At 62.3% G+C, this 18069-nt stretch carries 18 protein-coding genes and 1 riboswitch; of the genes, 10 read left to right on the forward strand and 8 right to left on the reverse strand.

All coding sequences use genetic code 11. From position 1 onward, the window contains the following. Position 1 precedes the first annotated feature (1 nt). Positions 2-967 (reverse strand): ABC transporter substrate-binding protein, encoded by a 966-nt coding sequence (locus AMK05_RS13920; RefSeq protein ID WP_064839299.1) that lies wholly within the window; start codon positions 965-967, stop codon positions 2-4. Positions 968-1068: 101 nt separating this feature from the next. Further along, entirely contained in the window at positions 1069-2178 is a 1110-nt protein-coding gene (locus AMK05_RS13925) for an adenylate/guanylate cyclase domain-containing protein (protein ID WP_064839300.1), read from the reverse strand. Positions 2179-2339: 161 nt separating this feature from the next. Between AMK05_RS13925 and AMK05_RS13930 the strand changes: the two genes are divergently transcribed. Further along, positions 2340-2564, forward strand: coding sequence for a hypothetical protein (locus AMK05_RS13930; protein WP_064839301.1), 225 nt, complete (start codon positions 2340-2342; stop codon positions 2562-2564). An 81-nt stretch (positions 2565-2645) separates the two neighbouring features. Here the strand turns inward: AMK05_RS13930 and AMK05_RS13935 are convergent, their stop codons facing one another. Beyond that, positions 2646-2966, reverse strand: coding sequence for a GCG_CRPN prefix-to-repeats domain-containing protein (locus AMK05_RS13935; RefSeq protein WP_049735192.1), 321 nt, complete (start codon positions 2964-2966; stop codon positions 2646-2648). Between the two features lie 183 nt (positions 2967-3149). Then, positions 3150-3596 carry an SRPBCC family protein gene (locus AMK05_RS13940; RefSeq protein ID WP_064839302.1) on the reverse strand — a complete coding sequence of 149 codons (447 nt, stop codon included), beginning with the start codon at positions 3594-3596 and terminating at the stop codon, positions 3150-3152. Between the two features lie 307 nt (positions 3597-3903). After that, positions 3904-4046, forward strand: a riboswitch (FMN riboswitch). A 78-nt stretch (positions 4047-4124) separates the two neighbouring features. Here AMK05_RS13940 and AMK05_RS13945 point away from each other — a divergent pair. Further along, positions 4125-4559, forward strand: coding sequence for a 6,7-dimethyl-8-ribityllumazine synthase (locus AMK05_RS13945; RefSeq protein ID WP_064839309.1), 435 nt, complete (start codon positions 4125-4127; stop codon positions 4557-4559). A gap of 159 nt (positions 4560-4718) precedes the next feature. Then, on the forward strand, positions 4719-5408 hold the full coding sequence (locus AMK05_RS13950) for a VOC family protein (RefSeq protein ID WP_064839310.1): 690 nt from the start codon (positions 4719-4721) through the stop codon (positions 5406-5408). A 380-nt stretch (positions 5409-5788) separates the two neighbouring features. Here AMK05_RS13950 and AMK05_RS13955 read toward each other — a convergent pair whose 3' ends face one another. Both AMK05_RS13955 and AMK05_RS13960 read right to left on the reverse strand, forming a co-directional pair. Beyond that, the gene (locus AMK05_RS13955; protein ID WP_064839314.1) at positions 5789-6565 is read right to left on the reverse strand and encodes a DUF1194 domain-containing protein; all 777 of its coding nucleotides are present in this window, start codon (positions 6563-6565) and stop codon (positions 5789-5791) included. A 103-nt stretch (positions 6566-6668) separates the two neighbouring features. After that, positions 6669-7571 (reverse strand): LysR family transcriptional regulator, encoded by a 903-nt coding sequence (locus tag AMK05_RS13960; RefSeq protein WP_064839315.1) that lies wholly within the window; start codon positions 7569-7571, stop codon positions 6669-6671. Between the two features lie 187 nt (positions 7572-7758). Between AMK05_RS13960 and AMK05_RS13965 the strand changes: the two genes are divergently transcribed. Further along, a complete protein-coding gene (locus tag AMK05_RS13965) occupies positions 7759-8484 on the forward strand; it encodes an SDR family NAD(P)-dependent oxidoreductase (RefSeq protein ID WP_064839316.1) in 726 nt (241 codons plus the stop codon). Continuing rightward, entirely contained in the window at positions 8478-8966 is a 489-nt protein-coding gene (locus AMK05_RS13970; protein WP_064839323.1) for a RidA family protein, read from the forward strand. Before AMK05_RS13965 ends, AMK05_RS13970 begins: the two co-directional genes overlap by 7 nt. Positions 8967-9049: 83 nt before the next feature. Here the strand turns inward: AMK05_RS13970 and AMK05_RS13975 are convergent, their stop codons facing one another. Beyond that, a complete protein-coding gene (locus tag AMK05_RS13975; protein WP_064839324.1) occupies positions 9050-9589 on the reverse strand; it encodes a Pycsar system effector family protein in 540 nt (179 codons plus the stop codon). 127 nt (positions 9590-9716) lie between these two features. Here AMK05_RS13975 and AMK05_RS13980 point away from each other — a divergent pair, with 127 nt between their 5' ends. The 4 genes from AMK05_RS13980 to AMK05_RS34560 all read left to right on the forward strand — a co-directional run bounded on the left by AMK05_RS13980 (position 9717) and on the right by AMK05_RS34560 (position 16637). Beyond that, on the forward strand, positions 9717-13433 hold the full coding sequence (locus AMK05_RS13980; RefSeq protein WP_064839325.1) for a FecR domain-containing protein: 3717 nt from the start codon (positions 9717-9719) through the stop codon (positions 13431-13433). Then, positions 13433-15412: a CHASE2 domain-containing protein gene (locus AMK05_RS13985; protein WP_064839326.1), complete on the forward strand. Its 1980-nt coding sequence runs from the start codon at positions 13433-13435 to the stop codon at positions 15410-15412. Before AMK05_RS13980 ends, AMK05_RS13985 begins: the two co-directional genes overlap by 1 nt. Positions 15413-15514: 102 nt before the next feature. Then, on the forward strand, positions 15515-15799 hold the full coding sequence (locus AMK05_RS13990) for a hypothetical protein (protein WP_064839327.1): 285 nt from the start codon (positions 15515-15517) through the stop codon (positions 15797-15799). A gap of 526 nt (positions 15800-16325) precedes the next feature. Beyond that, positions 16326-16637 (forward strand): hypothetical protein, encoded by a 312-nt coding sequence (locus tag AMK05_RS34560; RefSeq protein WP_143535835.1) that lies wholly within the window; start codon positions 16326-16328, stop codon positions 16635-16637. 101 nt (positions 16638-16738) lie between these two features. Here the strand turns inward: AMK05_RS34560 and AMK05_RS14000 are convergent, their stop codons facing one another. After that, on the reverse strand, positions 16739-17326 hold the full coding sequence (locus tag AMK05_RS14000; RefSeq protein WP_064839330.1) for a TetR/AcrR family transcriptional regulator: 588 nt from the start codon (positions 17324-17326) through the stop codon (positions 16739-16741). A 140-nt stretch (positions 17327-17466) separates the two neighbouring features. Here AMK05_RS14000 and AMK05_RS14005 point away from each other — a divergent pair, with 140 nt between their 5' ends. Continuing rightward, positions 17467-18024 (forward strand): DUF308 domain-containing protein, encoded by a 558-nt coding sequence (locus AMK05_RS14005; RefSeq protein ID WP_064839334.1) that lies wholly within the window; start codon positions 17467-17469, stop codon positions 18022-18024. The last annotated feature ends 45 nt before the right edge of the window (positions 18025-18069 follow it).

Consider the following 18069-nt stretch of genomic DNA (forward strand, 5'->3'; position numbering starts at 1 on the left):
CTTAATTCTGCAGGTCGGCCGGGATCAGCTTGGCGGCTTCCGCCTTGACGTCTACGGCCGGGAACGTGTCGGGATAGAGATAGTGCGCGGCCTCGCGCAGCACGATTTCGCGGGCGATCGGGCCGTTGGTTTCGACCCACTGGTCGCCGACATAGAAGACCCGGTCGTTCTTGACAGCCGACAGCTGCGACCAGATCGGATTGCTCTCATGCGGGCGATCCGGGCCGGAATCGTAGACGAAAATGACCTCGGGGTCCTTTTCCAGCATGGTTTCGAGGCTGAGATCGATGCCGAACTCGCCGCCCGGGCTCTTCGGCCCCGGAATATTGTCGCCGCCGATCGCGGCGACGATCGAGGCCGAGGTGTTTTCCGTATGGAAAGCGAAAGGGGTCGCTCCGCCCCACATGATCAGGAAGCGCGGATGAACATCCCTGGGCGCATTGGCGGCGAACTCCGCCAGATGCTTGCGGAAATCGGCATTCAGCTGCTCACCGCGCTCGGGCTTGCCGAGCAGCTTCGAAAGGGCGGCGGTTTCGCTGTAGCTCTCTTCGAGCAGCTCCATATTGTAGGCGACATAGGGCGCGATGTTCTGAAGTTGCGCCGCGTTGCCGACGGTATAGCGGCGGATCGCGATGATCAGGTCCGGCTTGGCTTCGGAGAGAAGTTCGAGATTGGGCTTGGCACGCTGGCCGATCTGCTTCATCCCGGCCGTCAAGCCGAGCAGGAAGTCCGGCTCGCGGCCAGCCGTCATATAGGTGCTGGCAACCGGCTTGATGCCGAGCGCCAGCGCGACGTCATCGGCGAAATAGGAAATCGAGGCAATGCGCTTCGGCTGCGCCGGGACGTCGACGATGACGCCGCGGTCGTCGACGATCGAGACCTTTTTGTCTTCAGCATGCGCCGCCCCCGCTGCCAGCATGGCGGACAGCCCCAGGACGGAGAAAAATCTACGTGCGTATCGAGTCATGTCTGAAAACTCCCCTCTCATGCGCAGAGGCTTTAGCCAAAAAAGCGGAGTTTCACAATCATGATTCTTTTGCGCGTTTTCTGAGAAGCACCCTCTTGGGCTCAATCCTCCCGCAAGGTGAAGACCGCGCAAGGATCGGCAATGCCACGCAGGCTGTGCTCTCCGAGCTGCGTCAGCGTCGTCGCCGTGTTCGCCGCCACCGCGCCGGAGATCAGCACAGTTCGGCCGAGCGGTTTGCAGAGCCCTTCCAGGCGGCTGACCAGATTGACCGCCGGGCCGATGGCGGTGAAATCCAGCCGGTCGGCCGCGCCGATATTGCCCCAGAGGATCTCGCCGAAATGCAGCGCCGCCCCGAACGGCAGCGCCGCCAGCCCCTGCGCCTGGCGCAGCTGATCAAGATGAACCATGCCGGCACGGCTGGCGGCGACCGCCCGCAATGCTGCCTCACAGGCCTCACGGTCCCCCTGTGCCCCGGCCGCCGCAGCCGTGACCGGAAAGATCGCCAGCACACCGTCGCCGATGAATTTCAGCACCTCGCCGCCGAAGGCATGCACGGCGCCGGCGACGCGGTCGAAATAGGCGTCGAGGGTCGCGATCATCGCGTGCGGTTCGGTCGTCTCGGACAGCGCGGTGAAGTCGCGCAGATCGGCACAGAGAAGAGCGGCGCGGATGGTCTCGCCGGTGCCGCGGGCAAGAACGCCGGCCTGCACCCGGGCCGCACTGCGCCGGCCGAGATAGGCCTCGAGCAGCGCGGACCGCGCCTCCCGCGCAGCGAGCGCGGCGAGCGGTGCTGCAGCAAAACGCGCGACCTCGCGCAGCAGGCCGATTTCGGCCGGGCCGAATGCGCTACGCCCTGCCCCGCCGGCTCCCCCCGCCCAGCCGAGCAGCGGGCCGTCCGACGCCTGATTATCCCTTGCAGGCCCGATCCTCTCCTCCCACACCGGCCCGAGCCCGGCCAGCCACTCGCGCCCGGCCTCGTTCTGCGGAGCCGCAGCAAAGGCCAGCGCCTCCATGACGGCCCCGGTCTCGGCCCGCCACAGCCAGGTGCGCCGCGCGATGATCGGATGCGGCACCGAGAGCGTCAGCGCGCCGCCCGAAAGCGGCAGGCCGTTCGCCAGCAGCCGTCGCCCGAGCTCGGCCAGAAACCGTTCGGGACCGGGCGAGGCCGCGGCCTCGTCAACCAGCCAGGCAAGGGGAGACGGCAGATCCATGCCCTAACATGACATCGCTCCGGGACATCAGCAAGAACGCCTCCCGCGGCCCTCTTTAGGTCGGGAATTCCATCACGGCGCAAAACAGAAAATAACACTTTAAACTTGCGCAGTTTTGCTTTCATTATGCGCCGTTCATCATCGTGTGATTGAGGGGTACGATGGGCACGATATTCTGGCCGAAAGATCCGCTGGATGGCAATGACATGACGCTGCTGACGTCGATCCTTCGGCGGTGGTGCGAAAGATATCAGGTCGAGCTGACCGCAGAGGAGAGCAGCCGCAAGGCGAAGGAACTCGTCGAATGGTATGAATTCGGCGTCAAGGATCCTGTCGAACTCGAAGAACTGATCGACAGCCAACACTGGCGCGTCAGCACGGTCTGACGCCAAGGCGCCGAAGAAACGTCGATAAAAAGGGCCGGCGAAGATTGCGCCGGCCCCATCGATCTGTCTCTGACTGCGAGCTTAATAGTCATCCCGCCAGCGGCGGCGATACTCGCCGCGCCGCTCATCGCGCCAGCGCGGACCATCCCAATCCCGGTGGCGCCGCTCCCAGCCCCAGCGGGGCGGACCGCCGTAGAAGGCCACCGGCGGCGGGCGTCGCCAGTTTCGCCGGCATTCGCCCCAGCGGGTCAGATGCCAGCCGCGGCCGCACGCATAGTCGACCTTTGTAACATCGCTTGTGACATTGCTCTGGACATTGATTGTCCCCATCGGCATCGCCTCAGCTGTGCCGATCGAAAGGCTGCCAGCGAGCAAGGCAGCCGCGATAGAAAGTGCCTTCATCGGAAACTCCATTTCATCCAGCCGCCCTCACCCTAGGGCGGCCAAATTGAACTGGAGATGAACTGCGCGTTCATGTTTGCGGGCAAAAAAGAAGCGCTTTCGGACGGCCGATCGGAGCGCCGGCCAGCCGTTTTCCCGCAACGGCAACCGCTTCGGGACAAGCCTCCGGCCGGCAAAAACCGTTCATGTCCTGCCGGAAAATGAGTCGGGACCCGGGTCACGCCCGGCGGCGACCTCGATCAGCCGCCCGAGGTAATGCGCCCAGCCTTCCGCATGGCCGGCGCATTGATCGGCGCTCGGCAGGCCGCTATGGGTGAGCCGCAGCAGTGTTCCGCCTCCCTGCTCGATCAGGTCAATCTCGACCAGGCTCGACCCCGGCGGCACCACCTCGCTACCGTCCCAGCCGAAGCTGTAGGCAAGGCGATGAACCGGCACCACTTCGCGAAACGAGCCGCGCGCAAAGCGGGCGCCGGTGACGTTGACGAGATAGAGCCCGCCCGGCTGCGGCTCGACCTCAGCTTCCGTTCCCATCCAGCGCAGGATCTTTTCCGGGTCGGTCATCAACGCAAACACTGCGGCCGGCGGCGCCGCGATATGCGCCTCGCGGTGAACGACGAGGGGCTCTTGCATATCTCTCTCCCATGGTTTGCTATGGTCTTCCCTCGCCTTGCGCGGGAACGGCGCGCTGCTGTTTTGACGGGGTGTCCTCATCGGAAGCATGTAGGCAAACGTGCACATTCAGCAAGGGCGATGGAGACATTGCCTCCGACGCTGGCTCGTCACCGTGCCCTTCGCGTGCGCCCAATGCACTCGCTCCTGTCGTCGCTCGCCCCCTCAACTGCCTTGCCCTTCGGGCCACTCGCGCCATTCCCATTCCCACACCACAATGAAAGCATTTCACCCTATTGCCAGCCGGCCACCTTCCCCCTATTGTCCCCGCCGTTCTCAGGGCGGGGTGAAAGTCCCTACCGGCGGTATGCAGTTTCGATTGCGAGCCCGCGAGCGCCTTCTAAGGAAGGGTCAGCAGATCAGGTGAGATGCCTGAGCCGACGGTCATAGTCCGGATGAAAGAGAACGCGCGTTCCCACCGCCCTTGCGGCTGTCGGGGACGTTCGTGATCGCCTTGGGTGATGTGTCTGTTCGCCAAAGGAGATTACCATGACACCCACCCGCTACGCCTTTATCAAAGCCAGCTGGCACGCCGACATCGTCGACCGCGCCCTTGACGGCTTCTATCAGCTCGTGCCGCCCGAGCAGGTCGATGTGTTCGATGTTCCCGGCGCATTCGAGATGCCGCTGCTTTCCCGTGATCTTGCCGCAACCGGGCGCTATGGCGCCGTCGTTGCTGCCGCTTTCGTCGTTGACGGCGGAATATACCGCCACGAATTCGTCGCCCAGGCCGTGGTCGACGGGCTGATGCGCGCCGGCATGGATACCGGCGTGCCGGTGCTGTCGGTTTCGCTGACGCCGCATCAGTATCAGGAAACCGAGCACCATAAGCAGATCTACCGCGCGCACTTCATCGAGAAAGGGCGGGAGGCCGCAAAAGCCGCGCTCACCATCGGGAAGACACGCGCCGCTCTTGCCGCGTAAGGCGGTTCCTCCGAACCGAGGCGGCGGGACCGATCCCGCCGTCTTCATCAGGTCAACGCCGACAGAATAATTGATTCGACGCCCCCGCCGCGCTGTGGTCCACTCCACCCCGACATGTATCGCCATTCTTAATGCATCCAGAACCCCAAGGAGCTGAAGATGAGCAATGCAATGCGCAGTGAACCCCCTATCGCAAATCCGAAAACACGGCCGGTCGACACCAAGCTCGAAGTGGTCGTCATCCCCGTTTCCGACGTCGACCGCGCCAAACGTTTTTACGACGGGCTCGGCTGGCGGCTCGACGCCGATTTCGCCAATGATGCCGATTTCCGGGTGATCCAGTTTACTCCGCCCGGCTCCGGCTGCGCGATCATATTCGGCAAGAATATAACCGCCGCAGAACCCGGCTCCGCCCAGGGGCTCTACCTCGTCGTCTCCGACATCGAGGCCGCCCGCCGCGACCTCATCGCCCGCGGCGTCGAGGTCAGCGACGTGTTTCATGACGCATCGGGCGTCTATGCCGGCAAGGACGACCCCTATCTCTTCGGACGGCTGAGGATTGCCGGCCGCGATCCCGATCACCGCAGCTATCGCTCCTTCGCCTCGTTCAAGGATCCCGACGGCAATGGCTGGCTGTTCCAGGAAGTCACGGAGCGCCTGCCCGGACGCATCGACGCCGACGAGACAGCCTTTGCAACGTCGAGCGATCTTGCATCAGCGCTGCGCCGCGCGGCCACCGCCCACGGCGAACACGAAAAGCGCAACGGCGGCAAGCACGACGAGAACTGGCCGGACTGGTACGCCGAATACATGGTCAGCGAACGGGCCGGCCGGGAGCTGCCGTTATAGATGGCGGTAGAGGGACGCAGACGCTCGTCGCGTCTGTGTTCCCTCTTAATAATGATGCAGTCCGCTTGCCTTTCGCTTGCCGCTCAAGGCGAGGCGAAGGACAATGGAGGACGTGCCGTGTGGCCCCCTCATCTGCCTGCCGGCATCTTCTCCCCGAGGGGAGAAGCGGAATCGCGGCAGCGCCTCGCCTCCCTTGAAACCTCGGCTTGCGAATGAAGGTCGTCCGGCCTACCCCCTTCTCCCCAGCGGGGGTCCGAAGGACGGGGCGAGACCCGTGGCTCGACCCAGGTCGATGCCGGCAGGCAGATGAGGGGGCCACACGGCACGTCTTTCATTGTCTCTCGCTTCACCCCGAGCGAAAGTGATGGCAAAAAAACCCGTCACCGCTCGAAAAAATCCCGCCACTGTTTCTCGCCAACCAGGCAATCCGTCACGGGCGCATCCCCCGCTATCTCCCGCACCGTCGCCGGCGGCGAAAGGCCGCTGATCTCCAGCACCAGCTTGCGGCGCACGGCGACGGCGAAATCCTCGATCTTGTGGACCGGCAGCACGAAGGCGCCGGGGCCGCCGATGACGCAATCGGCGTAATATTTGTCGAGCCCGTCGGGCGCATCGGAAGGCCGCAGCATGATGGCGAGGCCGTTGATGACCATGCCCGCTTCCACCGCCCTGTCGCGGGCTGGCGTCACGGGATTGCCGGAATTGTTCGGGCCGTCGCCGGAGACGTCGATCACCTCCCGCCGACCCCGGAAGGGACCAGCGATGATCATGCTGGCGCCTTGGGCGATGGCGGTGGAGATCGAGGTGCGCCGCTGCGTGGCGATCGGCCGGGCTTCGAGCTTGCCGGCAAAGGCGATCGCGTCCTCTTCCGTTTCGATCACCTGCCAGTCGATCACCGAATCCTGGACGACATAGCCTGCCCATTCGAAATAGCTGATAGCGATGCGGCCGGTCAGGCCGCCCTTCACCGCATCGATGAATTCCTTATGCTTGAGCGCCTCGACATACCCCTCGCGCTGAATGCCGATCTCCTCGAAATCCATCGACCGCGAGGTGTCGACGGCAAGCACGAGGCTGACGTCGACCTCGTTCGCGCCTGCCTGCGCGATCGGGGTGAGGCCAGAAAGACCCATGAGCACCGCAACTGTCGTCAGCATCGGTCAATCCCCGAGCCATCCAAGCCCGGCAACTCTAGCACACCTTGATCGAGGAAGGACGCACCGCCACGCGCGCGGCTTCAATTTTCGGTGATGAAATTGCTCAATGCAGCGGAAGCCACAAGGGGGTTTTCCATGCTTTCAGCGCGTCGAGGAAGACCTGCAGCCTGGCGGGCATGAAGCGGCGTGTGGGATAGACGGCATGGACGAAAATTGCCTCGGACGACCAGTCGGGCAGCAGCCGGATGAGTTCGCCGCTTCTGATCTTATCGTCGCAATAGGTGGAAGGCAGCAGACCGATGCCATGTCCACGGTAGGTGAAGGCGCTCACCGCTTCGAAATCGCGGCTCGAGACCGGCCCCGAAACCTGCTGGCGGACCAGCGTGCCACCGCTGACAAGCTGCCATTCCGCTTCGCCGTTGCGGCCGTTCAAGAGCACGCACTGATGCTCTTTCAGGTCATCGGGCCTTGATGGAAGCGTCCTGCCCTTCAGATAGTCCGGCGCGGCGACCAGATAGCGCACGCTTTTCCCGAGCCGCTGCGCGACGATCGAGGAATCCTGGAGTTCGCCGAAACGGATGCCGAGGTCGATATTCTCGGCGATCAGATCAAGGAACAGGTTGGTGACGAAGAGATCGACGTGGATCTCAGGATAGGCCTTCAGGAAGGCCGAGACGAATTCATAGAAGACCTCCTGTCCAAAGATGACAGGCACCGAAATCTTCAGGAGACCTTCCGGCTTTCGCTGCCTTTCGGTCAGCGCCTGCTCGGCATCGAGAAGATGGGCGAGCGGCTCGCTGCACCTGTCGTAGTAAGCCCGGCCCTGTGCGGTGAGGTTGAGCTTTCGGGTGGTTCTCTGGATGAGCGTCACACCGAGCTGCTCTTCCAGCGAGGTCACTTTCCGGCTGACGGTCGAGACCGGCATGGCGAGCGAATGGGCGGCGCGGCTGAAGCTGCCATACTGCGCCACCCTCACGAAAACCGCGATGTCGTTCAGGTCTGCCATGCAGCCATTTTTGCATGTGTGCAAAAGAGAATCCAGATATTTCCATCTAATCGAAGAATAGGGTTTTCGCCATATTCACTTGGCGAAAACGATCACAATCCGATGGAGGCGCATTCGCAGCAGCCCCATCCCGAGCGACCCCGCCTTCGTGAGGCCCGCGTTGCCCGGCCAAACTATGGAGTTCAACATGACTACTGGAAAGACTGTCATCGTCACGGGCGCCTCCCAGGGTATCGGAGCCGGGCTCGTCAACGCCTTCATCGAGCGGGGCTATAACGTCGTCGCCACCTCGCGTCAGGTCAGCGCCTCGGACGCCTTGCAGGCGTCGGACCGACTGGCACTCGTCGACGGCGACATCGGCGACGCCGAAACCGCCGCGCGGGTGGCGCAGACGGCAATCGACCGGTTCGGCGCGATCGACGCGCTGGTCAATAATGCCGGGATTTTCTTGGCCAAGCCGTTCGTCGATTTCACGATGACCGACTTCAGGCAGCTGTCCTCGACCAATCTCGAAGGCTTCATTCACCTGACCCAACTGGTCGTCAGGCAGATGCTCGCCCAGAAATCCGGCGGCAGCGTCGTCAGCATCACCACACCATTGACGGATCATCCGATCGCCGGTTTCTCCGCCTCGGTGTCGATGATGACGAAGGGCGGCATCAACGCCATCTCCAAGAACCTGGCGATGGAATATGCGAACGAGGGAATCCGATTCAATACGGTGGCTCCCGGCGTCGTCGACACGCCTTTGCACAAGGACAATCCCAAGGCTTTCCTCAGCACGCTGTCGCCGATGCCGGGCATTTCGAACGTCGGGGAAATCGCCGATGCGGTCGTCTTCCTGACCGAAGCTTCGCGCGTAACCGGGGAGGTGCTGCACGTCGACGGCGGCGCGCATCTGGGCAAATGGTAAACCACCCGCAAGCGCAGGCAGCCGGCGCAGAACGACGGCTGCAGGAACTTGGCATCACGCTTCCCCCGCCGCCGACACCCCTGGGGGCCTATGTCGAGGCGGTGAGGACCGGCAACCTGGTCTTCTTCAGCGGCATGTTGCCAGTCATCAACCGCCAGCCGCGCTTTGTCGGCCGCTTGGGCGGCGCGCTGACAGCCGAAGACGGCCGGAAGGCTGCTGAAACGGCGACGCTCAGCGCATTGGCGGCCGCCAAGGACTATCTCGGCTCGCTGGACAGGGTCGTCGGGATCGTCAAGCTTGGCGTCTACATTGCCACCGAAGGCGAGTTCCGCGACCACCCGAAGGTCGCGGACGGAGCGTCAGAAATCCTGCTCCAGGTCTTCGGCGAGGAAAAACTCTCCGGCCGCGTCGTTCTAGGCGTCGCCAGCCTGCCGCTCGGCGTGCCAATCGAACTCGAGCTCGTTCTTCAGGTCGAAGATTAAAAAATGCAGGGCGCGCTTCGGCGCGCCCTGCATTCTTGGCTTAGCTTACCCTCAGCCCGATCAGGGTGCTTCACCACACACCTTCACATCGCCACCAACAGCAGCACGTAAGCAATGACACTCACCATCAGGCCGCGAAATGCAAAGGTAACGCAGCGGTATTTGCTGCGGGCGATGGCGGAGAGGATATTGGCGTTTTCCAGATATTGGTCGAAGAGGTAGCGTTCGTCGCGCCTGAGTGCCGCGTCGAAGAACAGGTCGCGGTGGTTGTGCCAGGCGCCCCAGAACAGCGAAGTCGAGCTATCGAGACGGCGCGGCAGCACGACGAGGATCGCCGACAGAATGGAAAAGACCGAGGCTGCGGCAAGCAGGCCCGAGAACAGCATGTTGCCTGACGTGCCGGCGACATAACGGGCCGGGTTGAAAACTGCCCTCACCTCGCTGGAGCTCACCAGGAAGGCCAGCATGAATGTAAAGATATAGGCGGCCTTTTGATCGGATATCTTGATCTGATCATAGAATATATCATTGATTTTCTTGATATGGTCGAAATACTCGACGCCGATATCCGCGCTCGACGGCTGACTTAGCATAACCTCAGTTGCAGTTTCGAATTCGCTCACGTGAATACTCCACCCTCAAGTGTTTCCCTGATATTACACTTGGCGGCGAAAGCAAGAACACGTGTGCAACATGCTTGACTTTTCCACGCTACACGGACAAACGGGATGTGGGGATGGGGTCTGGGTCATGCGGGGTTATTCCAAGAACATCTGTCGCGCGGGGATGGCGCTGGCGCTTGCTCTGCCCGGTTTCGGGCCGTCGGCGATGGCCGAGCCGGTGCAACGTGCAACACCGGTCGCCGGTTCGGTCATCGCCCGCAAGGCAGGCGAAGAGGTCCGTTTCATCGACGTGTCGAACTGGCGTGTCGTCGATATCAATCAGGATCTCCTGACCGGGGACGTGCTGCGCACCAATGCCAACGGCCAGCTCGCCATCGTCTTTTCCGATCACACCCAGGTTCGCCTCGGCCGCAATTCCTCGCTGCAGGTCAAGAAAATGGCGGCCACCGGCGACACCACACTGGAGTTGCAATCGGGAACGATCTGGGCGCGCGCCGAGCGCGGCGGCCAGGGATTGACAGTCGAGACCCCTGCGGCAGCAGCCGCCATCCGCGGCACGGACTGGACGATGACCGTCGACGGCTCCAGGACCTCGATGATCGTGCTGGAAGGGCGCGTGGCGCTCAGCAACCCGCAGGGCAGCGTCGAGGTGAACGAGGGCGAAGGCGCGGTCGCCACCATCGGCCAGGCACCGCACAAGCTCATCAGCGTCAATCCTGATGATCGCGAACAGATGCTCTTCTATCTGGACCTGCGCGACGGCTTCAGCCTGATGCCGACCTCGCCGCTGCGGGCCGACCGCATGGCGACCGAACGGCGCCGCCTGCTGGCGCTGCCGCCGGAGCGCCGCAGCATCGAAGACTGGCTGGAACTTGCCGAAGTGCAGAGCGCCTTCGACGGGCGGCAAGCCGCAGCGGCAACGTTGCAGAACATTCGCGGCCGGAAGCTGACACTCGCCCAGCAGGCCCGCGTCGACCTGCTCGATGCCACCATCGCCGGCTCGGAAAAACGCTATGGCGATGCCGCCAGGCTCTTCCAGAAGGCGCTGCCGCATCTCGACCCGACACGCCGCAACATGGCGCAATATGGCGGCTATTTTTCCCGTTCGCTGGCTGACCCCGCCCATGCCGAACCGCCGCCGGCCAACACCACCGGCCCCTATGGCGCGATCATGCAGGCCTACACGACGGGATTTCTGGAAAACCCGCGTGCAGCCCTCGAAATTATCAAAAAAGCGGAACAGCGCTATCCCGATGACCCGACCTTGCCGGCGGTCCGCGCCCAGCTGGCGCAGCTCACCGATGACCGCGAGCAGATGAAGGAAGCGATAGAACGCTCGCTGGTGCTCGACCCTGATCATCCGATGGCGTTGTCGGCCCGCGCCAGTTACAGGGCGGCCTACGAAAGTGACATCAAAGGCGCGCTTGACGATCTGAACCGCGCCATCGAGCTTGCCCCCGGCGCGTCCGGCACACTGAATTCGCTCGGCTTGCTGGAGAGTTCGCGCGATGCCGATGGCGAGGCGGAAAAGGCTTTCAAGAAGGCGATCGAGCTCGATCCGCAGGATCCGCTGCTGCACGCCAATCTGGCGATGCTCTATCTCGATCAGTCGCGCATGAAGGAAGCCAAGCGCGAGATCGATACCGCGATCGCGCTCGATCCGTCCTTCGACATCGCCCTGCTTGTCCGCGGCCGCTACTACCTGCAACGCGGCGAGAGGGACAAGGCGATGCAAGACCTGCTCGCCGCCAGCACCGCCAATCCGGCACACTCGCAATCGCAGCTGATGCTCGCCGCCGCCCATTACGAAAAGGGCGACCGGCTTCCCGCGGAGCAGGCGCTCGAAAATGCCGATCGGCTCGATAAAAACGATCCCGTCATTTCCGCCTTCCGCACCGCCGTCGATATCGACGATTACGACGCCGACGGCGCAATCCGCAACGCCCAAGAGTTTCTCCGCCGATCCCGAGCGCGTGGGGGCGATTACAGCGGCCTCGGCGCCAATGCGAGCGCTGGTTCGACGCTCAACAACGCTTTTCGTCTGCAGGGCCTGGACGCCTGGGGCCGCTATTACGGCGATGCGGCATTCGACCCCTTTAAAGGCACCGGTTATGTCGACCAGTCGATCAAGGGCAGCATCTTTCCTTACGTGAACGCGACGAGCTTCAGCGATGACAATGTCATCCAGTACCGCGGCAACGCGTCGAGCTACTCATCCTTCATCCAGGGCCTGCTGCTCTCTCCGCATATGCTGTCGGGCCGTTCGCGCTCGGCATCGCTGTTCGATGTGCCCTTTATCGAAGGCTCGCTCGGCGGCGGCATCAACAGCATCGACGGCCACAGCCGCCGCATCGGCGAAGCCGATATCCAGGGCTATTCAAACGAGACGATCCCGATCAGCTTCTATGGCAACCTGACCTGGGAGGAGCTGGCGCTCGATCGCGACTACCGGGATTTCGGCGGCGTCCAGACGGACAACAAGCTGTTGAGCGCCAACGGTTACCTGACCGCGACCGTCACGCCCGACGATCGCGTGGTGGCCTTCGTCAACCATGGCAAGAATGATGGAACACTGAGCGCATTATCCTCAAACACCGGGTTCATGGAACTCGTGGCCGGTATTCCTTTTCCGCTGCCGCTCTACACAACAGAGGAAACCGCACGCGAAAGCACATATGCCGGCCTCGGCTGGAGCCACACGTTTGCGTATGAAAACGTGCTGAATGGAGCACTGCTTTATTCAGGAAGCAAGTCGAAGACGAGCAGCGCGCTTGATGTCGACCTCGACCCGCTGTTTATCCGCGCCGGGGTTCCCTTCATCATTCCCTTTACCAATGTCACTCAGGAGACCGAATCCAAAACCTATATCGGCGCTCTCAGCCATTCCATAGGCGCCGGACCTTTGACATTGCGCTACGGCATCGAAGGCGGCTGGATGGACGTCAGCAGCACGGTCGATACGACGCTCCTGGGCTTTACAGCTCCTCCCGATCACACCGAGAACACCATCGATATCGGCCGCGCCTATGTCGATGTGCTGCATGAGATCACGCCCGACCTCAAGGGCGAATATGCCTTGTTCGCCACGCGCCTTGAGGGCGACGGCATCGACATCAGCCGGCTGGAGCCGCGTTTCGGCCTCGCCTGGGCGCCGATTCAAAATCACTGGCTGCGGGCCGCCTTCATGCGTCAGAGTTTCGATGCGGCCGTTCCGACGCTTGCCCCGATCGGCATACTCGGCCTGCAGGCCAACCAGTTTTCCGCCAACCCGCAGGGCTATACGGATACGGTCGCCCTGCAATGGGACGCCGAATGGACCGACCGCTTCTTCACTTCGGTCGAATACCAGCATCAGGAACTGCACGATTTCTCCGTCGATTTTCCGCTGATCTCGCTTCCCTCCGATACCAGCCTGCCGATTTCGCGCGGCAGCATCGATCGCGCTGCCGTCACCGCCAACGTCGCGCTCGGCAACGGGTTCGGTCTTTCGGCCACCTATGCCTATATGGATTCGGAGAACAGGGACCCGCTCGAGCCGATCTATGGCGGCCCCCTTCCCTTCATACCGCAGAATTCAGGGCAGATTGCGCTGACCTGGGTCAACGAAGCCAAGGTCAAGGCAACAGTTGCCGCCAACTATGTCGGCGAGCGCGACGGCGATCGCTTCGGCACCAAGCTCGACGATTACTGGAGCCTCGACGCCCACCTCGTCTGGGAACCCTTCGACAAGCGCATGGAGTTCGAGGCCGCCGCCTATAACCTGCTCGACGACGATTTCGAGGTCACGCCCGGCGTGCCCGGCTGGGGCCGCGCCTTCAAGGGCACGCTCAAAGTCCGCTTCTGATGCGCACACAGGACAAGCCACGGCAGGCCGGGCTTGATGGCGGCCAAGTGGTAAGCCGCCGCCTCCGGCTGCTGGTGCTGTCGCTCGCCGTGCTGATTGCCATTTCGCTGCTGTCACGCCTGCCCGCCTGGTCGCTGCTGGAACTCAGAAGCTTCGACTATCTCTCGACCGTCGACGACCCGCGTCCGCCGCCGGGCGGACCCGTCATCGTCGCGATCGACGAGCCCTCGCTCGCCGATATCAACGCGCAATGGCCCTGGCCGCGCAGCCTGCATGCCGAGCTCGTCAGCCAGTTGCGTGCAGCCGGCGCCCGCGTCATCGGCCTCGACATCATCATGGCCGAACCCTCCAACCCCGGCAATGACGCGGCGATCGCCAAGGCCGTCGGTCCCGACACCGTGCTTGCCGGCGACGAAACGCTGATCGAAACACCGCAGGCCTCGCAGCTGATCCGCGCCACGCCGCTGCCGGCGTTGACGCAAGCGGGTGCGGTGACCGGCATCGCCTCGATCGATCTCAGCGGCGACGGCATCTTCCGCCGCATTCCGGGCTATGAGGACGGCTTTGCCGCCATGCTCGCCAAGGCCTCGGGCGCGGAGTCGGAGATCCTGCCGGCCGGCCGGCTGATCCAGTCCTTCGGCCCGGCCCGCAGCTACCCGACAGTCTCCTATTACCAGGCGCTCGACCCGGAGAATCTGCTGCCGCCGGGTTATTTCAAGGATCGCGTCGTCCTCGTCGGCCTCAGCCTGCAGAATGCGCCCGCCATCGACAAGGGTGGCGTCGACGCCTTCGCGACACCCTATACGGTTCACACCGGCAAGCTCGTCCCCGGCGTCGAAATCCAGGCGACGATTTACGACAATATCCGCTACGGCCTGTCGATCCGCGACGCACGCCTGCCGGCGGTCGCCGCCTGCATCCTGATCTCGGTGCTGCTGGCCGCCGCGACCGTCTGGCGCTCGACGGGATGGCTGACGATCGTGACCAGTGCGGCGGCTCTCCTTGCCTTCGCGGCCGTCAGCTTTGCAGGCATCCGGCTTGCCCATGTCTTCGTTTCGCCGCTCGGGCCCACGGTCGCCTATATCGCGGTCGCCTTCGGCCAGGCCGCCTTCGACTATGCGGAAGAGCGCCGCAACAAGCGCCAGATCATCCGCGCCTTCGCCCAATATATCTCGCCCGATCTCGTCCGGCGCCTGTCGAACGACCCCTCGCAGCTGAAGCTCGGCGGCGAGCGGCGCACGCTCTCCGTGCTGTTTTCCGATGTGCGGGGCTTCACCACCATCGCAGAAACGCTGAAGGATGATCCGGAGCAGCTGACCGGTCTGATCAACCGGCTGCTGACGCCACTCTCCGACGTGGTGATGGACCACGGCGGCACGATCGACAAATATATGGGCGACTGCATCATGGCCTTCTGGAATGCGCCGCTCGACGATCCCGACCACGCCCTCCACGCCGTGCGCGCCTCGCTCGCCATGCAGGCGGCGATTTCGCGGCTGAACAATCAGCTGGAGCGGGAAGCGGCGACACGCGGCAGCAAGCCGCACGTGCTGAAGATGGGCGTCGGCATCAACACCGGCGAATGCATCGTCGGCAATATGGGCTCGACCCGCCGCTTCGACTATTCCTGCCTCGGCGACAGCGTCAACCTCGCCTCGCGCCTCGAAGGCGCCTCGAAAAATTACGGCGTGGCGCTGCTGCTCGGCGAAGAAACCGCAAGACAAGTCGCCGCCAACTACACGGTGATCGAACTCGACCGCATCATCGTCAAGGGCCGCACCGTGCCCTCGCCCGTCTTCACCGTCGTGCACAAGGCCGATGCGAAAGCGCTGACCAACCACCAGGCTTTCATCGAGGCGAAATATGCCGGCACGCTCGCCCCGTCCGATCCGACCTTCGATAAGCTGGCTGCGGATATACCGGAGCTTGCCGGCTATTATGCGATGGTGCGGGATGCACTGACAGAAGGCGGGGAATGATTGTCATGCGTAGGGAACCTATGCTACCGGCGGCCACTTTCGGCTCTTCGCGGACATCAACGTCGCCGCTAAAAGCCCTTAGTGAAATTTGGAACCGGCACCATGCAGCAGACCATTACACTCAATGTTGGGCCGCATCTTTCCGATGATCAATGGAAAACGATCGGGGAGGTTTACCGCAGCATGGACGGTTGGGTCGAAGGTACCCAAATGCCCTGTTGGTACGGCGAAGAAGAGTATGCTGATTACATTACAGCATCAGCCGAACCAAGCGGCCTTATCCTCGAAGGCAATGTGGAGCCCGGTCTGTGGACGGGTTGGATATCAGTGATTTGTGCAAGGCTGACAATGACACTCGGGTTTCCGGTACATGATGCCACCATGTAGATGTAGCGCTCACCACCATATCCGAGTTTGGCCCGAAGCTGTCATTGTGGGGATTACAGTTTGGTTTCGTCCAGGTGCTGTGGTAGGCGGTTAGCAGGGGCCGCTTACTTTGTTCGCCACTCGCCAAGCCAAGGACTTTTCCACGCGAGCGATCTCGATCCTCGACGCTTTGCCTTTCTCAAGTATCAGCATAGCCGGTGTTGAACCATATGCACATGCTCTTCGAAGAGCCTCGAGAACAGGGCCATTTATGAGCAGATAATCACCCAGATCAACACAGTTAGGTTCGCCTGTGTCAATCAGATTGCCGTAAGAATCACACCGCTCAGTGTAGTGAAAATTGTTTGCTGCAGCTGAAAGCCGATTAACGGCAGCGGTCGCGCTGAACATGTCCCGGAAGAGACATGTGATAAGAAAGATACAGCCGACGAGCACGCTGACCCTGTAAAGGCCAAGAGCAAGACTAGGGTTGGCTTCATCATCCTGCATTATGTGCGCCTCGGCTTTGGGGCAGACGTAGAATACGATGGATACTATCGGCTTTGAAGATGATCGCAATGTCCGCTATTGGCGCACCGCGGTCGCCCGCATTCTTCTGACACCAGATCCCATTACTGACAAACACAGGAAGCGACGCGTGCCAGAATTCAGCTGTTGGTTTTGCGGCGAAACCATAGAAGAAGATGATGTAAAAGCCGTCCATATCGAAGTGTCCAACCTCTGGTTTGTCGGAGAAGATCAACCGACCCAAACACTCTGGGCTCATTCCGAATGCGCGAAAACAAAACTCAGTCATATGTACAGGTTTGATCCCGATGATCTCATCAACCCGCAATAAATAAACGCCGCGCGTTGCTCTTGTGGAAAGGCGCATTGGCAAGGGCCTGACGGCAGATGCGGCCATCCCGGCTGCGGCTCAGAATCCGCCGAGCACGGAGCCTAACGATCCGCAGGCCGCAGCCTTGCAATTTCAGGGGCAACGACTGCGATGAACAGTCCGGGATCGCCGAGCGCCCTCGCAGAGAGCATCGCGCCATGGACGGAAGCCATCAGCATTTGCGCCTGCTCTTCCGGCCGCCGGTCCAGCCGGAACAGGCCTTGCTCGACGCCTGCCTGCAGCACGGAGGTCAGCCATGCCGCCAGCCCCTGGAAATGGGCGCGGACGCGTGAGGCGACCTCGTCCGGCAGCATCTGCACTTCGCTCGCCAGCATCGCGCAGACGCAGAAAGGCTGCGAGGCATCGCGAATGCATGTGTGCCAATAGTTGATGTAGAGATGCAATTGGTCGGCGGGGCTTGCAGCCTGCTCGCGCAGCGACTGCAAACCCGCCTCCGCCTGCTTGACGTAACGATCCACCAGCACCGAAGCCAGCTCCGCCTTTGTCGGAAAATGATGGTGGATGCTGGCCTTCCTGATGCCGATCGCAGCCGAGATGTCGGCATAACTGAAGCCGTTGTAGCCGCCCGCCACGATGAGCGACTGGGCGATGTCGAGAATTTTGTCGGACGTCGAAGCCGTTGATTTCATGGCGCCGCCTACCTTCTGGTAGGCAGATTGTCAAGTCTTTCGCTGCATCGCCGGTATCAAAAGAAGGTGTGCGACCGCGGCGTTGACTCCACTTTTTGATCTACCTACTAGTAGGCAGACAATCACGAAGGAACCTGCCGATGCCAACTCAATCTTCCCTCCAGTTAGACTGGTTGAGATCCTATTATTTCACGCGCGCCGCCTTCTCGGTGATCTGGATTGCCGCCGCCATTCTCCTTGCCGGGCAGCCACGCGCGGCGGCCTTTCTGCTGGTGGTCTATCCCCTGTGGGATGCGCTGGCCAATCTGGTCGACGCCCGGGTCAATGGCGGCCTGCAGGCCAACCCGTCCCAGACGTTGAACGTCGCCGTCAGCACCGTCACGGCGCTCGCCGTCGCCATTGCGCTTGGCTACAGCAACTACGCGGTGCTGGCCGTGTTCGGGACTTGGGCGATCCTCTCGGGCCTGTTACAGCTCTATACCGGCGTAAGGCGCTGGCGCATCTACGGCGCCCAATGGGTCATGATCCTGAGCGGCGCGCAATCGGCCCTTGCCGGGGGCTACATGATCAGCCAGTCCTCTGCCGCCGCCGCGCCGACGATCCTCGATATCGTGCCCTATGCCGGGTTCGGCGCCTTCTACTTCCTGCTGTCATCGATCTGGGTTGTCGTCGCAGCCCGTCGCAAGGCACATGCATAGGCGCTGCCGGTCGGCGCGGCGGCGATCTGAAGTATTGCTGCCGCC

This window comes from Rhizobium sp. N324 (assembly GCF_001664485.1).
In the GTDB taxonomy this organism is placed as follows: Bacteria; Pseudomonadota; Alphaproteobacteria; order Rhizobiales; family Rhizobiaceae; genus Rhizobium.